The organism is Candidatus Blochmannia vicinus (genome assembly GCF_023586525.1).
Classification (GTDB): domain Bacteria; phylum Pseudomonadota; class Gammaproteobacteria; order Enterobacterales; family Enterobacteriaceae; genus Blochmanniella; species Blochmanniella vicinus.
Genome location: NZ_CP097763.1, coordinates 485,111 through 504,620, shown reverse-complemented (window position 1 = coordinate 504,620; position 19,510 = coordinate 485,111). Strand labels below are relative to the sequence as shown.

The 19,510-nt window shown below is 30.8% G+C and carries 16 protein-coding genes and 2 tRNA genes; 1 reads left to right on the top strand and 17 read right to left on the bottom strand.

Annotated elements, in window-relative coordinates; genetic code table 11:
* Nucleotides 1–249: 249 nt before the first annotated feature.
* The 17 genes from pnp to rplU form a co-directional block, all read right to left on the bottom strand.
* A complete protein-coding gene (gene pnp, locus M9408_RS02120) occupies nt 250–2,349 on the bottom strand; it encodes a polyribonucleotide nucleotidyltransferase (RefSeq protein WP_250257021.1) in 2,100 nt (699 codons plus the stop codon).
* Nucleotides 2,350–2,499: 150 nt separating this feature from the next.
* The gene (gene rpsO / locus M9408_RS02115; RefSeq protein WP_250248475.1) at nt 2,500–2,769 is read right to left on the bottom strand and encodes a 30S ribosomal protein S15; all 270 of its coding nucleotides are present in this window, start codon (nt 2,767–2,769) and stop codon (nt 2,500–2,502) included.
* 365 nt (nt 2,770–3,134) lie between these two features.
* Complete coding sequence (gene truB / locus M9408_RS02110) at nt 3,135–3,887, bottom strand: tRNA pseudouridine(55) synthase TruB (protein WP_250257020.1); 753 nt, start codon at nt 3,885–3,887, stop codon at nt 3,135–3,137.
* A gap of 23 nt (nt 3,888–3,910) precedes the next feature.
* Nucleotides 3,911–4,294 (bottom strand): 30S ribosome-binding factor RbfA, encoded by a 384-nt coding sequence (gene rbfA / locus M9408_RS02105; RefSeq protein WP_250257019.1) that lies wholly within the window; start codon nt 4,292–4,294, stop codon nt 3,911–3,913.
* Between the two features lie 104 nt (nt 4,295–4,398).
* Nucleotides 4,399–7,068 carry a translation initiation factor IF-2 gene (infB, locus tag M9408_RS02100; RefSeq protein WP_250257018.1) on the bottom strand — a complete coding sequence of 890 codons (2,670 nt, stop codon included), beginning with the start codon at nt 7,066–7,068 and terminating at the stop codon, nt 4,399–4,401.
* 28 nt (nt 7,069–7,096) lie between these two features.
* Nucleotides 7,097–8,608 carry a transcription termination factor NusA gene (gene nusA / locus M9408_RS02095; RefSeq protein ID WP_250257017.1) on the bottom strand — a complete coding sequence of 504 codons (1,512 nt, stop codon included), beginning with the start codon at nt 8,606–8,608 and terminating at the stop codon, nt 7,097–7,099.
* Between the two features lie 466 nt (nt 8,609–9,074).
* Nucleotides 9,075–9,148 (bottom strand) — tRNA-Met (locus M9408_RS02090).
* Nucleotides 9,149–9,218: 70 nt separating this feature from the next.
* Nucleotides 9,219–9,305, bottom strand: a tRNA-Leu gene (locus tag M9408_RS02085).
* Between the two features lie 176 nt (nt 9,306–9,481).
* Nucleotides 9,482–9,757 (bottom strand): preprotein translocase subunit SecG, encoded by a 276-nt coding sequence (secG, locus tag M9408_RS02080; RefSeq protein WP_250236377.1) that lies wholly within the window; start codon nt 9,755–9,757, stop codon nt 9,482–9,484.
* Nucleotides 9,758–9,925: 168 nt separating this feature from the next.
* On the bottom strand, nt 9,926–11,278 hold the full coding sequence (glmM, locus tag M9408_RS02075) for a phosphoglucosamine mutase (protein WP_250257476.1): 1,353 nt from the start codon (nt 11,276–11,278) through the stop codon (nt 9,926–9,928).
* Nucleotides 11,279–11,291: 13 nt separating this feature from the next.
* Nucleotides 11,292–12,131: a dihydropteroate synthase gene (gene folP, locus M9408_RS02070; RefSeq protein ID WP_250257016.1), complete on the bottom strand. Its 840-nt coding sequence runs from the start codon at nt 12,129–12,131 to the stop codon at nt 11,292–11,294.
* 133 nt (nt 12,132–12,264) lie between these two features.
* Nucleotides 12,265–14,205 carry an ATP-dependent zinc metalloprotease FtsH gene (gene ftsH / locus M9408_RS02065; protein ID WP_250257015.1) on the bottom strand — a complete coding sequence of 647 codons (1,941 nt, stop codon included), beginning with the start codon at nt 14,203–14,205 and terminating at the stop codon, nt 12,265–12,267.
* Between the two features lie 66 nt (nt 14,206–14,271).
* Nucleotides 14,272–14,904 (bottom strand): 23S rRNA (uridine(2552)-2'-O)-methyltransferase RlmE, encoded by a 633-nt coding sequence (gene rlmE, locus M9408_RS02060; RefSeq protein WP_250257475.1) that lies wholly within the window; start codon nt 14,902–14,904, stop codon nt 14,272–14,274.
* Between the two features lie 381 nt (nt 14,905–15,285).
* Nucleotides 15,286–15,762: a transcription elongation factor GreA gene (gene greA, locus M9408_RS02055; RefSeq protein ID WP_250257014.1), complete on the bottom strand. Its 477-nt coding sequence runs from the start codon at nt 15,760–15,762 to the stop codon at nt 15,286–15,288.
* Nucleotides 15,763–16,063: 301 nt separating this feature from the next.
* Nucleotides 16,064–17,086, bottom strand: coding sequence for an Obg family GTPase CgtA (cgtA, locus tag M9408_RS02050; RefSeq protein WP_250257013.1), 1,023 nt, complete (start codon nt 17,084–17,086; stop codon nt 16,064–16,066).
* Nucleotides 17,087–17,636: 550 nt separating this feature from the next.
* Nucleotides 17,637–17,897 (bottom strand): 50S ribosomal protein L27, encoded by a 261-nt coding sequence (gene rpmA / locus M9408_RS02045; protein ID WP_250236357.1) that lies wholly within the window; start codon nt 17,895–17,897, stop codon nt 17,637–17,639.
* Nucleotides 17,898–17,913: 16 nt separating this feature from the next.
* Complete coding sequence (gene rplU, locus M9408_RS02040) at nt 17,914–18,240, bottom strand: 50S ribosomal protein L21 (RefSeq protein ID WP_250257012.1); 327 nt, start codon at nt 18,238–18,240, stop codon at nt 17,914–17,916.
* A gap of 224 nt (nt 18,241–18,464) precedes the next feature.
* Here rplU and ispB point away from each other — a divergent pair, with 224 nt between their 5' ends.
* On the top strand, nt 18,465–19,436 hold the full coding sequence (gene ispB, locus M9408_RS02035; protein ID WP_250257011.1) for an octaprenyl diphosphate synthase: 972 nt from the start codon (nt 18,465–18,467) through the stop codon (nt 19,434–19,436).
* Nucleotides 19,437–19,510 lie beyond the last annotated feature (74 nt).

Sequence of the window (19,510 nt, the reverse complement as noted above, 5' to 3'; positions counted from 1 at the left end):
TCATTTGAATCCTATTTATTAATAATAAATATAAATTTAGTTTTTATAAACATGTTATTAAGTTATATATTTCTTTGTTTATATTAAACAATTTAAAATATAAGTAAATTACTATAAATAATAGTGCAATATATTTCAGATAAATAAACAATCATCAATCCATGTAAACAACTAACTATAAACCGAATATTATTATATCTACATATATACAATGACCAAATAACTAATCTCATTATACTACAATGAAATTTACACTGCTTTTATTCCCTTCATACTTAAACGAATTCTCCCTTGACGATCTATTTCTAATACTTTTACTAATACTTCTTGTCCTAATTTTAAATAATCAGTGACTTTATTTATTCTTTTTTCAGAAATCTGAGAAATATGCACTAATCCTTCTTTTCCAGATAAAATAGTTACGAATGCGCCAAATTCAACAATATGTGTAACTTTTCCAGTATAAATAGCTCCTATTTCAACATTTGCAGTAATATCGTTAATTCTGCGAATAGCTTGTTTTGCCTTATCATAATCTAAAGACACTATTCTTATGGTACCATCATCTTCAACATCAATAATAGTATTAGTTTCTTCAGTCAATGAACGAATGACAGATCCTCCTTTTCCTATAATATCTTTAATTTTACCCGGATTAACTTTGATGCTGTATATTCTTGGTGCAAATTTTGAAATTTCCTTCTTAGGAACCTTAATAATCTTATCCATAATATCTAGTATTTGAAATCTAGCATATTTTGCTTTTTCTAACGCAATGTTTATAATATCATAAGTAATTCCATCTATTTTAATATCCATTTGCAATGCCGTAATGCCCTGACGACTACCAGATATTTTAAAATCCATGTCTCCAATATGATCTTCATCACTTATAATGTCGGATAATACCACAAAATCGTTGCCTTCTTTAATTAATCCCATAGCAACGCCAGCAACTGATTCTTTAATCGGTACCCCGGCATCCATTAACGCCAAAGATGTTCCACAGATGGATGCCATGGAAGATGACCCATTGGATTCAGTAATTTCTGACACTACACGTATTGTATAAGGAAATTCATTAGAATCAGGCATAACTGCCAACATTCCACGCTTTGCTAATCGTCCATGGCCAATCTCTCTTCTTTTTGGAGCGCCCATAATACCGATCTCTCCAACACAATATGGCGGAAAATTATAATGTAATAAGAATCTATCAATACGTGCTCCGATTAATCCATCAATATTCTGTGCATCACGTTCTGTACCAAGTGTGACGGTTACTAATGCCTGAGTGTCGCCTCTAGTAAACAATGCTGATCCATGAGTACGAGGCAGTATACCTGTTTTTATATCTATTTCACGAATTACATCTTTTGAACGTCCATCCACACGTAATTTATTTTCTAGAATACGATAACGAATTGATTGCGTTTCTAAATAATTTAAAAGATACATTATTTCTTTTTCATCTACAACGATATTACTATCACAGTTATTATTAAGAACAGTCTTTATGATGTCTTTTTTAATACTATCAACTTTAGCATGACGCTCCTGTTTATCAAAAAAACAATATATGTCTTTAGAGCGAGACTCATACAATTCAGATACATATGTTTTTAAGGACATGTTAATTTCTTTTTCTTTCCAAGAACATTTAGATTTTCCAAATTTTTGGACTAATTTATTGATATTGTAAATCACTGTTTGTTGTTGTTCGTGTCCAAATATAATAGCATCTAATATTTCTTTTTCACTTAGTAAACATGATTCTGAATCCACCATCAAAATGTTAGATTCAGTACCTGAAATAACCAAATCTAATTTACTATTAGATAACTCTGTCGTTGTTGGGTTTAGTACGTATTTATTTTTAATATAACCAACTCTAGCCGCTCCAATTGGCCCCAAAAATGGAATATCAGATAAACTTAATGCAGCAGAAACTCCTATTATGGCTACGATATCTGGGTCCACTTGCGGATTTACTGACATCACTGTAGCAACTACTTGCACATCGTTAATAAACCCTTTGGGAAATAATGGTCGAATAGGGCGATCAATCAAACGAGACGTTAACGTTTCATTTTCACTTGGGCGACCTTCTCTACGAAAGAAACCTCCTGGAAATTTTCCGGCGGCATACGTGCGTTCTTGATAATTTACAACAAGAGGAAAAAAATCTTGTTCTAATTTTACTTGATTAGAACTAACTACAGTAACAAGTACTGTAGTATCACTCATACTCACCATGACCGCAGCATTTGCCTGACGAGCTACAGTTCCAACGTCTAAAATTACAGTATGTTTCCCATATTTAAATTTATGAACAATCGGATTTAACAAAACAATATCCTTTATATTTAAAATATAATTTTTATGTATTGAATTAATCATCTATGATTTATTAACGAACGCTCTTCATTTTACTTCTTAACTTTAAAATAATAAGCTATATAAATACATTATGATGTTAATTTAATTATAAATTTTATGCTAATGACGTAACCCTAAATTTTTTATTAAATTGGCATAACGTAATACGTGATTTTCCTTTAAATATTTCAATAATTTCCGTCGATGAGCAACCATTTTCAGCAATCCACGACGACTATGATGATCTTTTTTATGTTTTAAAAAATGATGCTTCAAATAATCAATACGTTCAGTTAATAAAGCGACCTGTACCTCAGTAGAGCCAGTATCTTTAAGATCGCGACCAAATGTAGAAATTATTTCTATTTTTCTTTTAACACTCCAAGACATGCAAAACACCTTTATATTTTATAAACCTATGTCCAAAGATAAGTTATATTTTAAACTGAAGTCAAATAAAACTTTAATTAATATTCAATATTCTATTTTAACCACCCATCTTATTTAAAAAATAATAAATTAGATCTATAGCAAAACATGCTTCATATGGCATCATACATGACCATTTCGGGTTTGAATTACTGTTCTAATCTGCTTTCTATACACAGTAAGTAATACAATCAATATTTATACTCGTATTATTTAATAAAATAAAAATAATTAGAATATATTCTACATATTTCATTTTCAACTTAATTTAGTGATAACGTATGCGCTATAATTTCACTTATACTTATTAATTATACTTAGCGCGTTCAAAGCATAATTGAGTGTATTGGTATCAATAATTCATCTAACTTACAAAAAGCTTCTAAATCGTCAAAAGAATCATTATAAAAAATAGTTTCCAGGGTGTTTATACTTATCATAGAAGAGGAGATATATTTCCCAACTGATAAACGACGCAATGCTATGACATGCGCTCCACAACCTAAGGTCTCCCCAATGTCATTTATCATACTCCGAATGTAAGTGCCTTTAGAACAACTAACATCTAATTCAATAATATTTTCTGTTTTTTTAAGAAGATTTAGATTATATATATGAACTATCCTAGGTTTTCTAGGAATAGTTATTCCTTTTCTAGCATATTTATATAAAGGCAACCCACGATATTTTAATGACGAAAACATAGGAGGAATCTGATTTTGTACTCCTTTAAAAGATTCTAAGCATTGTTTTAATTTATTATTATTTAGTTGTACAGATGAAACACGAACAATTACTCCATCTGAATCAAAAGTATTAGTACTTTCTCCTAATTTAGCAATTACTTTATATCTTTTGTCATAATTCAACAGATATTTAACAAATTTAGTTGCCTTTCCAAAACAAATAAGAAGCATTCCTGTAGCCAAAGGGTCTAAGGTACCAGCATGTCCTATTTTATTTGCGCAAAATAACTTATTGATTTTTCTTAATAATGAACTAGAAGATATCCCCTGAGGTTTATCTAATAATAGAACACCATTAACATTTCTAATTAACCTACTCTTGTATCTCTTCACTAATCAACTCTAACATATTTAACTTAATTTCTATGTTTAATCTCTGTTGTAACAGTAGTGATTAAATCACACACCCTTGTTCCTTCACTTAATGAAGAATCATACTTAAATAACAAAATAGGAGCGATACGTAAACACATAGCATTAGCCAATAAAAAACGAATGAAACGTGAAGCACGTTGTAATATTACAATAGCAGAATTTATTTCTTCTGGACTGTCTTTATCAATAAAAGTAACGAAAATATTAGCGTTTTTTAAATCTTTAGATACTTGAACTCCTGAAACGGTAGGTTTACCTATACGGATATCATTGATTTTATGCTGTAAAATAACAGAAACATTTTTGTGTATTTCTTGAGAAACACGCTGAGTGCGATAGTAGTTATTTTGATGCTGAATGTACATTCCTTCTTACCTTTTATAGAAGAATTGCGCTTAACGTTAAAATCCAAACACACCCGTCCTTAATAAAATAAAGGTATAAATAATCAACTATGTCTTATTTAAGGTTATACATGAGGCATCTTTATGGTATCAAATACTTCAATCATATCTCCAGAATGAATATCATTATAATTTTTTATACTAATACCACACTCCACCCCACTTCGTACTTCATGAACATCATCTTTAAAACGACGCAACGACTCTAATTCACCTTCATAAGTAACTATATTATTTCGTATGATCCTAATCTTTTTATGGCATTTTATCATTCCTTCAACAACTATACAACCGGCGATATTTCCATGTTTTGGAGAATGAAACACACTCCGTACCTTTGCTAAACCAATACTTTCATGTTTATATCGCGGCACTAGCATACCGTGCATCATTTGTTTTACTTCATTTATTAAATCATAAATTACTGAATAATAACGCACATCTATTTGGTCTAACTCAATTATGCGTCTTGCAGAAAGATCTGCTCTAACATTAAACCCTAAAATAATTGCATTATAAGCTACCGCTAATGCGATATCAGTTTCAGTAATACCGCCAATAGACGAAGACAAAATCTTTACTATTATATTACTAGTTGATAAACTTTCTACAGATTCACGAATAGCCTCAGAAGAACCTTGTGTATCAGATTTGATAATTAAATTTAATTCAGAAATAGCACCACTGGTAGTATTCTTAATATTAGCAAAGATATTTGCTATATTAGGTTCTTTTTGGCGAGCTAATTTCATTTCTCGAAATTTTCCTTGACGATATAACGCCACTTCTCGTGCTTTTTTTTCATCCCGCACCACAATGACCATTTCTCCAGAATCAGGTATCCCTGACAAACCCAATAATTCAACCGGGATTGATGGTCCTGCCGAAGTAATATCGTGACCAAATTCATTTCGCATAGCACGAACACGTCCATACTCTGTTCCACATAAAATTATATCACCACATTTTAGTGTACCTTCACGAACTAAAACAGAAACTACAGGCCCACGTCCTTTATCTAAAAAAGACTCAAGAACCGTAGCAATTGCCATACCGTGGCGCATTGCTTTTAATTCTAATATTTCTGACTGTAATAAAATAGCATCTAATAAATTATTTATTCCATCGCCTGAAATAGCAGAAACATTTATAAACTGCGTATCACCACCCCAATCTTCCGGGATAAGACCATGATTATTTAGATCATTTTTTATTCGTTCAGGATTTGCTTCTAACTTATCAATTTTATTTATTGCTACTACCACAGGAACATTAGCAGCTTGAATATGCTGTATTGCTTCAATAGTTTGAGGCATAACTCCATCATCAGCAGCTACTACTAAAACTACAATATCCGTTAACTGAACTCCACGAGCACGCATAGCTGTAAATGCCGCATGTCCAGGAGTATCTAGAAAAGTAATTATTCCATTATCAGTACTTACATTATATGCGCCTATACTCTGAGTAATACCTCCTATTTCAGAAGACGCTATCTTAGTCGAACGAATATAATCAAGAAGGGAAGTTTTACCATGATCTACATGGCCCATAACAGTAACTATCGGTGCGCGATTTTCGATCATAGTACAACTATTAATACGATCATTCATAATTAATTCTTCTAGTTCGTTGTCATGGCGTAAAATGACTTTATGCCCCATCTCTTCCGCTACTAATTGAGCTGTTTCTTGATCAAGAATTTGGTTAATAGTTGCCATGATCCCCAATTGCATCATCGCTTTAATAACACACGAGCTCTTCGTTGACATTTTATTAGCTAACTCAGCTACACTTATAGTTTCTCCAATAATAATATCACGATTAATTACTTGAACAGGTTTATTGAAACCCTGTAGCAATGCACTTTGTTTGCGCTTACTTTTACCTATTCGATTTGAAACATATAATTCTTCTTCTTTACTAAATTCATCAGGCATAATTGCATATAGACGATGATTATTGCTTCTTTTGGTTTGCTGCTGTTTGGTTAATTTTCCTCCACTTCGATTCCGCGTACGCGTACGAGAGCGATTACGTCGTTCGTTTTCTAATTTTTGATTGTTATTTTTTTCTATTAATGAAGGCATACAATATAATTTACTACCGTTATTATTATTTTCTAAATTAGAAGGAATTGTTTTTGCATTTTCAATATTCCAATTATCTTCAGATCTTTTTTTAATTAACTGTGTTTCATTTTTTTCTTGTAAATATTTACCTTCAACTTTACGAGGATATACTTTTCCTGACACTTTTTCTTTACATCTTATTGATTCAGAATAATGATGATTTTTTTTAGAATTTTGAGTTAAAAAAAACGGATTTATGGTGTCATCTACTTTTTTATTTACTAATTTATTTTCTTTAGTTGAATTAGCCAATTCATGATTAACATTAGATACCATTTTATTTTTTAAGTCAATACACTCTGGTTCTTGTAAAGTAGTATATTGTATATATGTAAGTTTCTTTCGTATCTCTATGTGTACTTGTTTACTTTTACCACCGATACCGGATACACTCAAAGTGCTACGTGTTTTTCGTTTCAACGTTAATTTATTGGATAAGCCTTTTTTATTATCATTCATATGTTTAAACAAAATTTCTTTTTCTATTTGAGTTATAATATCCTTTTCTGTTTTAATAATGCCGAAATATGAAAACCATTGTATTAATTGATCTACCGACGTCTTCATTTCCATAGCAAATGATTGTATAGTGCTATCTATCATGGTGTTCCTTAATTATTACATTAAATAATTAATATTTATTATCATTATTAAACCAACAAATATTGCGAGCTTCCATAATTAATTCTCCAACTTTTTCTTTGGTTACTCCTTCGATGTCAGATAAAATTGATATATCTTGTTCGGCTAAATCTTCTAATGTAGAAATACCACGTTCAATTAATTTCAATGCCAATTCATATTCAATATTGGACAATCTCAACAACTCTATAATAGGATTAATAACGGCAGTATGATTATTGTCTTTAACGTCTTGATTATGTGTAATAGAAAAGTTTTTTAAAGCATTTTTTGCACGATTCCTAATTGCTTCCACTGTTTTAGTATCAATTTTTTTTATCGATAACAGTTCTGTTATAGGTACATACGCTAATTCTTCAAGTGAAGAAAATCCTGAATCAATTAAAATTTTAGCAGATTCTTCACTAATATTTAAGGTGTTCACGAAAATATTGGTGACAGCAGATATTTCAACCTGACGCTTTTTTTCTAATTCGTCTACAGTCATAATATTTAATTCCCAGCCACTTAATTGAGATACTAAACGAATATTTTGTCCATTTCGTCCAATAGCTTGAGCTAAATTAGATTCTTCTACTGAAATATCCATTGTATGCTTATCTTCGTCTATAACAATGGATGCGACATCAGCAGGAGACATAGCATTAATCACAAACTGTACGGGATTATCATCCCATAATACAACATCTACTCGTTCCCCTCCTAATTCACTAGAAATAGCCTGAACACGTGCTCCTCGCATACCCACACAAGCACCTATTGGATCAATACGTTTATCATTTGTTTTGACAGCAATTTTTGCTCGTGAACCAGGATCTCGGGCAGCAGTCTTAATTGTAATTAATTCTTCTCCAATTTCAGGTACTTCAATACGAAATAATTCAATCAGCATTTCAGTTCTAGTTCTACTTATAAACAATTGAGGGCCTTTAAAATCTGGTCGTACTAAGTACAAAATCCCACGAATTCTATCTCCTAATCTAAAATTTTCACGCGGCAGCATCTCTTCCTTATTAATAATTCCTTCAGCATTATTTCCCAAATCTATATTAATACTATCCCTATTAATTTTTTTTACTATGCCTGTCACAATGTCACCTTGGCGACTTAAAAATTGTTCTATAATAATTGCTCGTTCAGCTTCACGTACTTTTTGGACAATAACCTGTTTTGCAGTTTGTGTTGTAATACGATCAAAACTAACAGATTCAATAACATCTTCAATATAATCATAAATTTTAATTTTTGGATTTTCAAACCGAGCAGCATCTAACGTAATTTCTCTAGTAGGTTGAGTAACTTGTTCTACTACAACCCATCTCCTAAACGTGTTTATCTGACCTGATTTACGATCAATTACAACACGCACTTCAATATCTTGTTCATATTTTTTTCTTGTAGCAGCGGCCAATGCAATCTCTAACGCTTCGAAAATTTTTTCCTGAGGTACAGCTTTTTCATTAGAAACTGCTTCTACTACAGCTAAAATCTCTTTATTCATTTTAATTATCTCAAAAATCTATTCTTAATAACTACTAAATATTACTTAATTTAAGTAAATTTTTTAAATATCAAAATCTTTTAGTCATTTTTATTTAAAACACAAAATTACCATATGATTATCGGTTTAAATTATAAAAAATCATGATTAACCAGACAAGCGCTAATTCAGCATCCTACGCATATCAGACAACCTCATAGCACATATAACAGAATTCTATTTGATATTATGAAACTAATGAATCTTGATAAACTTTCATATTAAAATAATTAACAATCTACCTGCCCGATACTATAATACATTAGTATCAGAATAAATCCATCAAGACTCTCTAAGATATTAAATGATTTACTGACAAACCAATTAAATAATTGATGGCTTTTAAATAAAAACACAAACAATAATTTTTATTATTTTTTATTTTATAATATGATACTTGTTGGAGCATGTACTGTATTTAATAGGGTTGCGGGGGTCGGATTTGAACCAACGACCTTCGGGTTATGAGCCCGACGAGCTACCACACTGCTCCACCCCGCGTCAATACTAAAACGATGAGATTATACACTATATAACTCTAAAAAATCAAATTATTTATATCATAAAGCAATACCGAGGACGGGATTCGAACCCGTAATCTCAAAAAAGAGAAACTACCACCTCAAAGTAGCGTGTCTGCCTGTTCCACCACCTCGGTATTGATGCAAATATCATCAAAATAATATATTAAATATTATTATTATTTACATTGATTACTAATTACACATGTCTACGTATATATTGTTTTATCGTACATGAACAAATATATTTATTTGACATATTTTTATATATTGTGTTTTTCACAAAAAATATTTAATTAAATTTAATTCAATATTAGAATTGACTATTTTGTACACTATTTTGAATATATTTTTGATTTTGTTTGCTATTCATATTTCCTAATAACAAACTAAGTACAAAAAACAATATAGCTAAAATTACTATTAAACGAGTTATTCCATCATTAAATCCTCCCGAACCTAACATATCATTTAAAGATCGATTACTAAACATTCCCCCAGAATCGTTACCTTTATTTTGTTGAAACATAATCAATGCAATTAAAGCCATTGCTATTATTACAAATATAACTAAAAAAGTTTGATACATGACATTATAATATCCTTAACATCAACATAAATTATCATAATTAAATAATAGTTATATACTTAATTTTATACTTATATAAATTTTCTTCATACAAGTATAAGTTAAATAATTTACTAAAGTTAACGGTATATGATACATAACAAATGTTAAATTTAACTACTATCATATTTATTTCATTTGTGATCTTATTGCAGAAGCTATTCTATTTGCTAAATACAATATTTTATCATAACGTTTTCCTTCCACCATAATACGAATATATGGTTCAGTACCGGACTTACGTAATAACACACGTCCTTGTTCAGATAATTCCTCTGCTACTGCTTTAGCTTCTTTTTTAACTGAATCGGAATCTAAAGGACTATCAGTACCAGAATAATATACATTAACTAAAATTTGGGGTAATAAACATATGTCATTGCATAATTCATATAAACTTACGCAATTATTCACCATAGCAGACAATATTTGGAGAGCAACAATAATACCATCCCCTGTAGTGGTTTTATCTAAGAGTACAATATGTCCTGAATTCTCACCTCCAATATGCCAACCTTTTTTTTTTAACATTGCAAGCACACAGCGATCGCCGATCCCAGCACGTATAAAAGGAATATTTAACTGTTTTAATGCTGATACAAGTCCCATATTGCTCATAAGAGTACCTACTATACCTCCTGTTAGTTGCTTATTACGATACAATTTTTCTCGAGCGATAATATATAACATTTGATCGCCATCTACTTTATTTCCAAAATGATCAACCATAATTACTCTATCGCCATCTCCATCATAAGCAATACCTAAATCTGCCTTTTTTGCCAATACCTGAGCACGTAGTTGCCGAATATTTGTAGCACCGCATTCCTTATTAATATTTACTCCATTTGGATGACATGCAATAGTAACCACCTTAGCTCCTAACTCACGAAATACACTCGGAGCTATTTGGTAAGTAGCTCCATTAGCGCAATCTACAACTATTTTTAATTTTCTCAAACTAAGATGGGTTGGAAAAGTTCCTTTACAAAATTCTATATAACGACCAGCTGCGTCAACAATACGACTAGCTTTTCCTAATTCTTTTGGATCAACGCATGTTAAACATTTATTTAATTCTGTCTCTATAGCATGTTCTACTTCGCTATCCAATTTGGTGCCCTTAACAGAAAAAAACTTAATACCATTATCATAAAAAGGATTGTGCGAAGCAGAAATTACAATACCAGCTTCAGCTCTAAAAGCGCGAGTTAAATATGCAATTGCTGGAGTAGGCATAGGACCAGTTAATGCCGCAGACAAACCAGCGGCAGCTAACCCTGATTCTAATGCCGATTCTAACATATACCCAGAAATACGAGTATCTTTTCCGATAATAATTTGATTAGATCGTCCTTTACTATAACGACTCAATACCTTGCCTGCAGCCCAACCAAGCTTTAAAACAAAATCTGGAGTGATTGGAGCGCTCCCAACTCTACCTCTAATACCATCAGTACCGAAGTATATGAGGCGATTCATATTAGAGGCTTCCTTATTTTTTTTCATGTCGAAACATAGCTTGAACTACTTGTAATGCTTCTGCCGTCTCCTTGACATCATGTACACGAATAATTCGTGCGCCTTGTATGGCTGAAATTACCGCACAGGTAATACTGCCTATTAATCTGTTTTTAGGATTGCATTGATTGTTACTAAGACTAAGCATCGATTTGCGTGATATTCCAACTAATAAAGGTAAACCAAAATGATGAAAATATTTCAAATTAGCTAAAAGCTGATAATTATGTGCTAAATTCTTTCCAAAACCAAACCCAGGATCAAGTAATATTTTATCTTTAGTAATACCAGCTGATTCAAAACGAGATATTTGTTTAGAAAAATATTCATTTACTTCAGCTACGATATTAAAATACATTGGAGAAGTTTGCATTGTCTTAGGCTTTCCTTGCATATGCATTAAACATACCGGTAGCTTACAATATACTGCAGCTTGCATAGATCCTTTAGTGGTGAGAGAACGTACATCATTGATTAAATGAGCGCCAATATCCCCGCTTTCACGTATTATTAATGCTGATGATGTATTTATCGAAATACAAATATCAAAACGTTGCGCTATAGCACGTACTACAGGTATAACACGTTCTGCTTCTTCTTCATCACTGATCATATCAGCTCCAGGTCGTGTTGATTCTCCTCCCACATCAATCAAAGTAGCGCCATCAGAAATCATATGAAATGTATGGTCAATAGCTTTAGAAAGAGTACAATAATTTCCTCCATCAAAAAAAGAATCAGGAGCAACATTCAAAATACCCATAATTTGAACTTCAGAAAGATTTAAATTATATTTATTTATAACTGAATTCATAAATTCACATACATCTCTAATATATTGTTTTAATTTAATCTATATATTATTTTGTTTCTATAAAATAAAAAATATTTTTTGATAAAAATAACGAATATTAATTTTTATTTTTTTTATGTAAATTATCACAATATTATTGCGACGCAGTATCAGGATTATCCTTATAAGATTCTCTGTTTACTGATTTTGGTTCTATTACTGAAGAAATACAAGAAGAAGTATTCTTATCGTTACTTGTATCAAATGAACTATGTTCCCATCCAGATGGAGGCTCAATTGATTTTCGATTCATCAAATCGTTTATCTGAGACGCATTGATTGTTTCATATTTTATTAATGCATCCTTCATAGAATGAAGGATGTCTATATTTTCTATTAAAAGATTGTGAGCACGAACATAATTTTTTTCAATCAAAAATTTAATTTCTTGATCAATAATACGAGCAGTTTCGTCAGACATATGTTTTTCTTTAGCTACTGAGCGTCCAAGAAAGATTTCTCCTTCTTCCTCTGCATATAATAACGGACCAAGTTTTTCAGAAAATCCCCATTGAGTTACCATATTCCGAGCAATAGAAGTGGCGACCTTTATATCATTAGATGCGCCAGTAGATACCTTATTTGGACCATAAATTATTTCTTCTGCAAGTCTACCTCCATATAGCGTAGAAATTTGACTCTCTAATTTTTGTCGACTTGTACTAATTGCATCACCTTCTGGTAAAAAAAATGTTACACCTAAAGCACGCCCCCTAGGAATTATAGTGACTTTATGTACTGGATCATGCTCTGGAACTAATCTACCAATTATAGCATGGCCAGCTTCATGGTAAGCTGTAGATTCTTTTTGCGCCTCTGTCATTACCATAGAACGACGTTCAGCTCCCATTACAATCTTGTCTTTAGCTTTTTCAAATTCTATCATTGATACCATATTCTTATTTTCACGAGCTGCAAATAAAGCTGCTTCATTCACAAGATTAGCTAAATCAGCCCCTGAAAATCCCGGTGTTCCCCTAGCAATTACTAATATGTCTACGTCTGATGATAATGGCACGTGACTAATGTGTACTTTTAATATTTGTTCTCTACCTCTAATGTCTGGTAATCCCACAACTACTTGACGATCAAATCGACCTGGCCTCAACAAGGCTGGGTCTAATACATCTGGACGATTAGTAGCGGCTATAACAATAATTCCTTCATTTCCTTCAAATCCATCCATCTCTACTAACATCTGATTTAAAGTTTGTTCTCGTTCATCATGTCCTCCTCCCAGTCCTGCGCCTCTTTGACGACCAACTGCATCAATTTCATCAATAAAGATAATGCATGGCGCGGCTTTTTTAGCTTGTTCAAACATGTCTCGCACACGAGATGCTCCAACACCAACAAACATTTCTACAAAATCAGAACCTGAAATAGTAAAAAATGGAACTTTTGCTTCTCCAGCAATTGCTTTTGCCAAAAGCGTTTTCCCAGTACCAGGAGGTCCTACCATTAATACTCCTTTTGGAATTTTTCCGCCTAATTTTTGAAATCTACTAGGCTCACGTAAATAATCTACTAATTCTTTTACTTCTTCTTTTGCCTCGTCACATCCTGCTACATCCGCAAAAGTAGTTTTAATTTGATCCTCAGTTAACATACGCGCTTTACTTTTTCCAAAAGACATTGCACCTTTTCCGCCTCCTTGCATTTGACGCATAAAGAAAACCCATACCCCAATTAATAATAGCATTGGAAACCAAGAAATAAAAATAGATGTAATTAAACTAGGTTCTTCTGGAGGCTCTCCAACAACTTTTACTTTTTTAGTTAAAAGAATATCAAGTAATTTTGGATCATTTACTGGGATATAAGTAGTATAACGATTACTATCCTTTTTTATAACAACAATTTCACGACCGTTAATACGAGCTTCTTTAACTTGATCTTGGTTTAAATCATACATAAAAGTAGAATAATCCAATTTACGACTACCTGAGTCGCTAGGCCCGAAACTCTGGAACAAAGACATAAAAACTACTGCAATAACCAACCAGAGACCTAGGTTTTTAGCCATATCACTCAAAAGATTAACCTCGCACACATTGCATTACAGCAAAATTTGAATAATTTTGACATGTTATATAACATGTCAATTATATTTACGTTTTTTAGCTACAATATAGACTTCACGAGAATGAGACCTAGAAGCATCTGGTTTACGGATTTTTACTAGGTTAAATAAAGAATGTACATCACACATGTATTGATCCCACCCCTTTCCCTGAAAAATTTTTACTAGAAAATTTCCCCCATACATTAAGATATCACGACATATATTTAAGGCTACATTTCCAAGATATATAGATTGATTAACATCAATTATTGATATGCCGGTTATATTAGGAGACATATCAGATAAAACAACATGAACCTTTTGTTGTCCTATCCATGTACGCAGTGTTTTAAAAACATTAGGATCGGAGCAATCTCCCTGTAAAAAATCTACTCCAGAAATCCTACGCATAGGTAATATATCACATGCTATAACGCGTCCTGTATTACCTATTCTATTTTTTACATACATCGCCCATCCACCAGGCGCTGATCCTAAATCTATTACTGTCATTCCAGAAGCAATTAACATATCCATATGATTTATTGCATCTAATTTAAACCAAGCCCGTGATCGCAGTTTCAGTTTTCGTGCTTCTATCACATATTGGTCTTTACAATATTTTTGCAACCACCTTGAAGAAGGTACAGAACATTTTTTATTTATCATATCAGGTTTATTTCTTGAATATTTTTGCATAAACAACGTTGATAAAATAAAGGTAACTAGTATTTTTAATCTTATTTAAATAAAAAATTAAAATTTTTATATAAAAATTAATTAATTCTTTAGTATATAATCTAAATATCACTCTAAGTATTACAAAAAATATACAGATCAAAATACATCTGAAATACAAATTAATAAATACCCTAAAACATACAACAACTAAAAACATAAAACCTTAATAACAAAATCACTACATCATATACTTTCACTACAATTTAATTTAATATAAATTGTATAATAAATAAAACTTAAACTTTTTAATTACAAAATTGCTATTTTTTAAAATTTTTTCAGAAAATATAATTTTTACAGCATATGATTTCAATAATATTTAATCTGAATTATTTTATATCTTATTTTTCCTGTTGGAGTGTCAATCTCGATAACATCTCCTGCTTTATGGCCGATTAAACCTCTAGCAATAGGAGAATTAATAGAAACCGTGTTTTCTTTGAGGTTTGCCTCATCATCTCCTACAATACTATATGTTCGTCTATGTGCTGTATCTAAATTTTCAATATTAACTGTAGCTCCAAAAACTATCCTATTGTTAGTAATTAATTTTGTGACATCTATAATATGCGCATGAGAAAGCTTAGACTCTATTTCTTGAATGCGTCCTTCACAAAAACCCTGTTGCTCACGAGCAGCATTATATTCAGCATTTTCTTTTAAATCACCATGCTCGCGTGCTTCGGAAATATTTTTTATAATTTCTGGACGACGAATATTCTTTAAGTAATCCAATTCTTTTCTCAATCTTTCAGCTCCACGTAAAGTCATTGGTACATACTTCATGGCTTACCTTCATCATATTATATATGTTTAAAAAAAATAAATTCTTATCTGTATACAATGTTTACATTATAATCAGATAACATAATTTAATTAAAATGTATTCTCTAACACAGATATTTAATCTTATCAAGAACATCACTCTCTATAACGAAACATCATATAAACAAAACAAAAAATACCATGGTATAAAAATTTTAAATCCAATAGCATATTCAGTTTATTATTTTAAAATATAAATAAAATCACATTAATCTAACCACTTTGCTACGTTCTCTTACATATATATTATAAGAATTTATTCTTAATTTTGGCCATGATAAATAATAAACTTCATAATGCTGTCACACAGCAATGATATATTCGTATTATGTGTCGAAGATATAGAATAATAACGGCCTTTCCACTGTAAAGAACTAATGATATACTCAATCTTTTTTTCTACTACATATCTCTCTAATAAATCTATTTTATTAAATATTAACCAACAAGGTTTGTAAGTCAATTTTTTACTATAGTTATTTAATTCATGTCTAATAGTAATAATATTTTCTAACGGATCAGAATTATCCAAAGGTGCAATATCAATAAAATGCAATAATATTTGACAATGTTCTAGATGCTTTAAAAACCTCATTCCCAATCCTGAGCCATTAGAAGCGCCTTTAATAATACCAGGAATATCTGCAATAACAAATCTATCATAATCATTAATCTGTACTACACCTAAATATGGTACTAATGTAGTAAATGGATAATCTGCTACCTTTGGTTTCGCTGACGATATTACACGAATAAAACTGGATTTTCCAGAATTAGGCAGTCCAAGTATTCCGACGTCCGCTATCAGAAGTAATTCTAAATTCAAGTGCTGAAACTCTCCTGCCCCCCCATGTGTACTACAAAGTTTTTTGTGTCGTGGAGCATATTTAAAATGTCCATTCCCAAAACCATGGCGCCCTCCTTTAGCTACCATTAACCATTTTTTATGACTGTCTATTTCCCCTAATAATTCATTTGTTTTTTTGTCACTCACTCTAGTTCCATACGGAACTTTTACAAAAATATCCTTACCCTTTTTTCCAGTACAACCCCGGCTACGTCCACATTGTCCATGCCCAGCTCTAAAAATATGATGAAAATGAAAATAATTTAAAGTGTTTACATTAGGATCTGCTAATAACCAAACATTACCTCCGTCTCCTCCATTACTACCATTAGGTTTTTTTAAAAAAGAACTGCCCTTTCTTGTTTTTTGAAAACTAACACAACCATGCCCTCCATTTCCAGCAACAACTGTAATATCAGTCATATCAATAAATCTCATAATACACCTCTATATACATCGACTAAATTTTAGGAAGCATGTAGATATACCTCTCATTCAATAAATTTATGAAATAATTAATTTTATTTCATATTATTAAATCATATTTCTAGTATTTTTCCATTTTATATGACGTAAATTCATCATTTTTATAATTTAATAAAATTATTACTATAGACTATCTAAAAATAACAAAAATTATTACAATCCTAATAAAATATAATCAATAGTATATGCACAACTAAATCAAATATTTATGTAAATATATATTTAATTAATCTTATAAATTATAAATTATTCACGTCACAGATTTTATATTCACCATATCTACACGCTATGATGAGTTATTATTTTTCTATAAAAAATTTATATCCATATTTAGGATTATTTTTAACCGATCTAAAAGCATGTATTACAGAGACATCAACACTAATACAACTGCTACTTTTTTAACTATAAAATATAATTAAACTCCGTCTTAACCAATTTATTTGATATCAAATCACAACAATTTGATATTAAATAACATTACTATAAAATCACACTTATTTTATTTGTTAGCAATAATACTAATAAACCTACGACGAGACACTCCCTTTTTTTCAAATAAAACTTTCCCAGATTTTAAAGCAAAAAGAGTATAGTCTCTTCCACAGCCTACATGGTTGCCTGGATGAAATGTATTACCGCGTTGACGTACAATAATAGCACCTGAAGACACAAACTCTCCTCCAAAACATTTAATTCCTAAACGTTTACTATGTGAATCTCGACCATTACGAGTAGAACCCCCGGCTTTTTTATGTGCCATTTTTATTCCTTATCTCTTAATTATTTAAATTATAACTATTTATGCTTTTTATTTTTATTTTTGTAAAACACTGACGATGTCCTTGAAATTTACGAAAATGTTTACGACGACGAAATTTAATAATCTCTATCTTTCGATTGACATTTTGTTCTACAATTTCCGCTATCACTTTTCCCTCTTTTATGAAAGGATATCCTATTTGAAGGCAATCATTACATTTAAGAAGCAATATTTGATTAAATTCAACTTGATTACCAACATTGACACCAATCTTTTCTACATTAATTATTTGACCTTCAGTAACACGATACTGTTTACTACCAATTTGAAAAACTGCATACATAAATAATGATCCATCTCTTGTTTATAATCTGATATTATTTCTATGTATGTCTTATACATTAAAAAAGAATGTTTCTCAACCATAATAGTAAATATTGTTATTAATAATAATAATAATGAAAATTACCACATGTATTACTTATGGAATCACTATATATGATACATATCACTTCATATATATAATACGTACATATTACCTGACATTTAATAATTACAACAATATCAATGAATATTACTCAAATCGTCAAATTAACTAAACAAGATATGATAGATGTGAATACAGAAATTCGCGCTCGATTAGCATCTGAAATTACTTTAATCAACGAACTTGTTCAATATATTATTAATAGTGGAGGAAAACGAATTCGACCAATGATTACCTTGTTAACTGCAAGAGCGTTACGTTATAAAAAAACACAACATGTCATTATTGCTACATTAATAGAATTTATTCATACTGCCACTTTATTACATGATGATGTAGTAGATAAATCACATATGAGACGCGGTAAAATAACTACTAATATGATTTTTGGAAATGCTGCTAGTGTATTAGTAGGTGATTTTATATATACACGAGCTTTTCAAATGATGACAGAATTAGAATCCTTACGAATATTATCATTGATGGCAGATGCCGTTAATATAATTGCAAAAGGAGAAATATTACAATTAACAAATTGCAATGATCCAACTATCACTATAGATAGTTATATGAAAATTATTTATAGTAAAACTGCTCGTTTATTTGAAGTGGCTTCTCAAGCATCTGCCATTTTAGCTAATGCTGATATTTATCAAGAAAAAGCATTACGTAATTACGGACGATATGTAGGTATCGCTTTTCAATTAATTGATGATTTATTAGATTATTCTGCTCCAGAAACAATATTTGGAAAAAATATTGGAAATGATTTAAATGAAGGAAAACTTACTCTTCCTTTACTACATGCTATTCATCATAGCACCCCAAAACAAGCATCGCTTATATGTCATGCCATTAAACAAGGTAATAATCGTCATTTATTAGGTATCATTCTAGATACCATGCATCAATATGGATCATTAGAGTACACTCGAAAATGTGCTGAAACAGAAATTAAAAAAGCTATTTCTTGTCTTAATATTTTACCTATTTCTCCTTACCGAAAAGCACTAGCAAGTTTAGCTACTTATATAATTCAAAGGATTCATTAGTTATTATTTTTTAGAATAACAAACATAATTAATATTTAAAAATTAGATATATAAAGGATATTAAATTATAATTA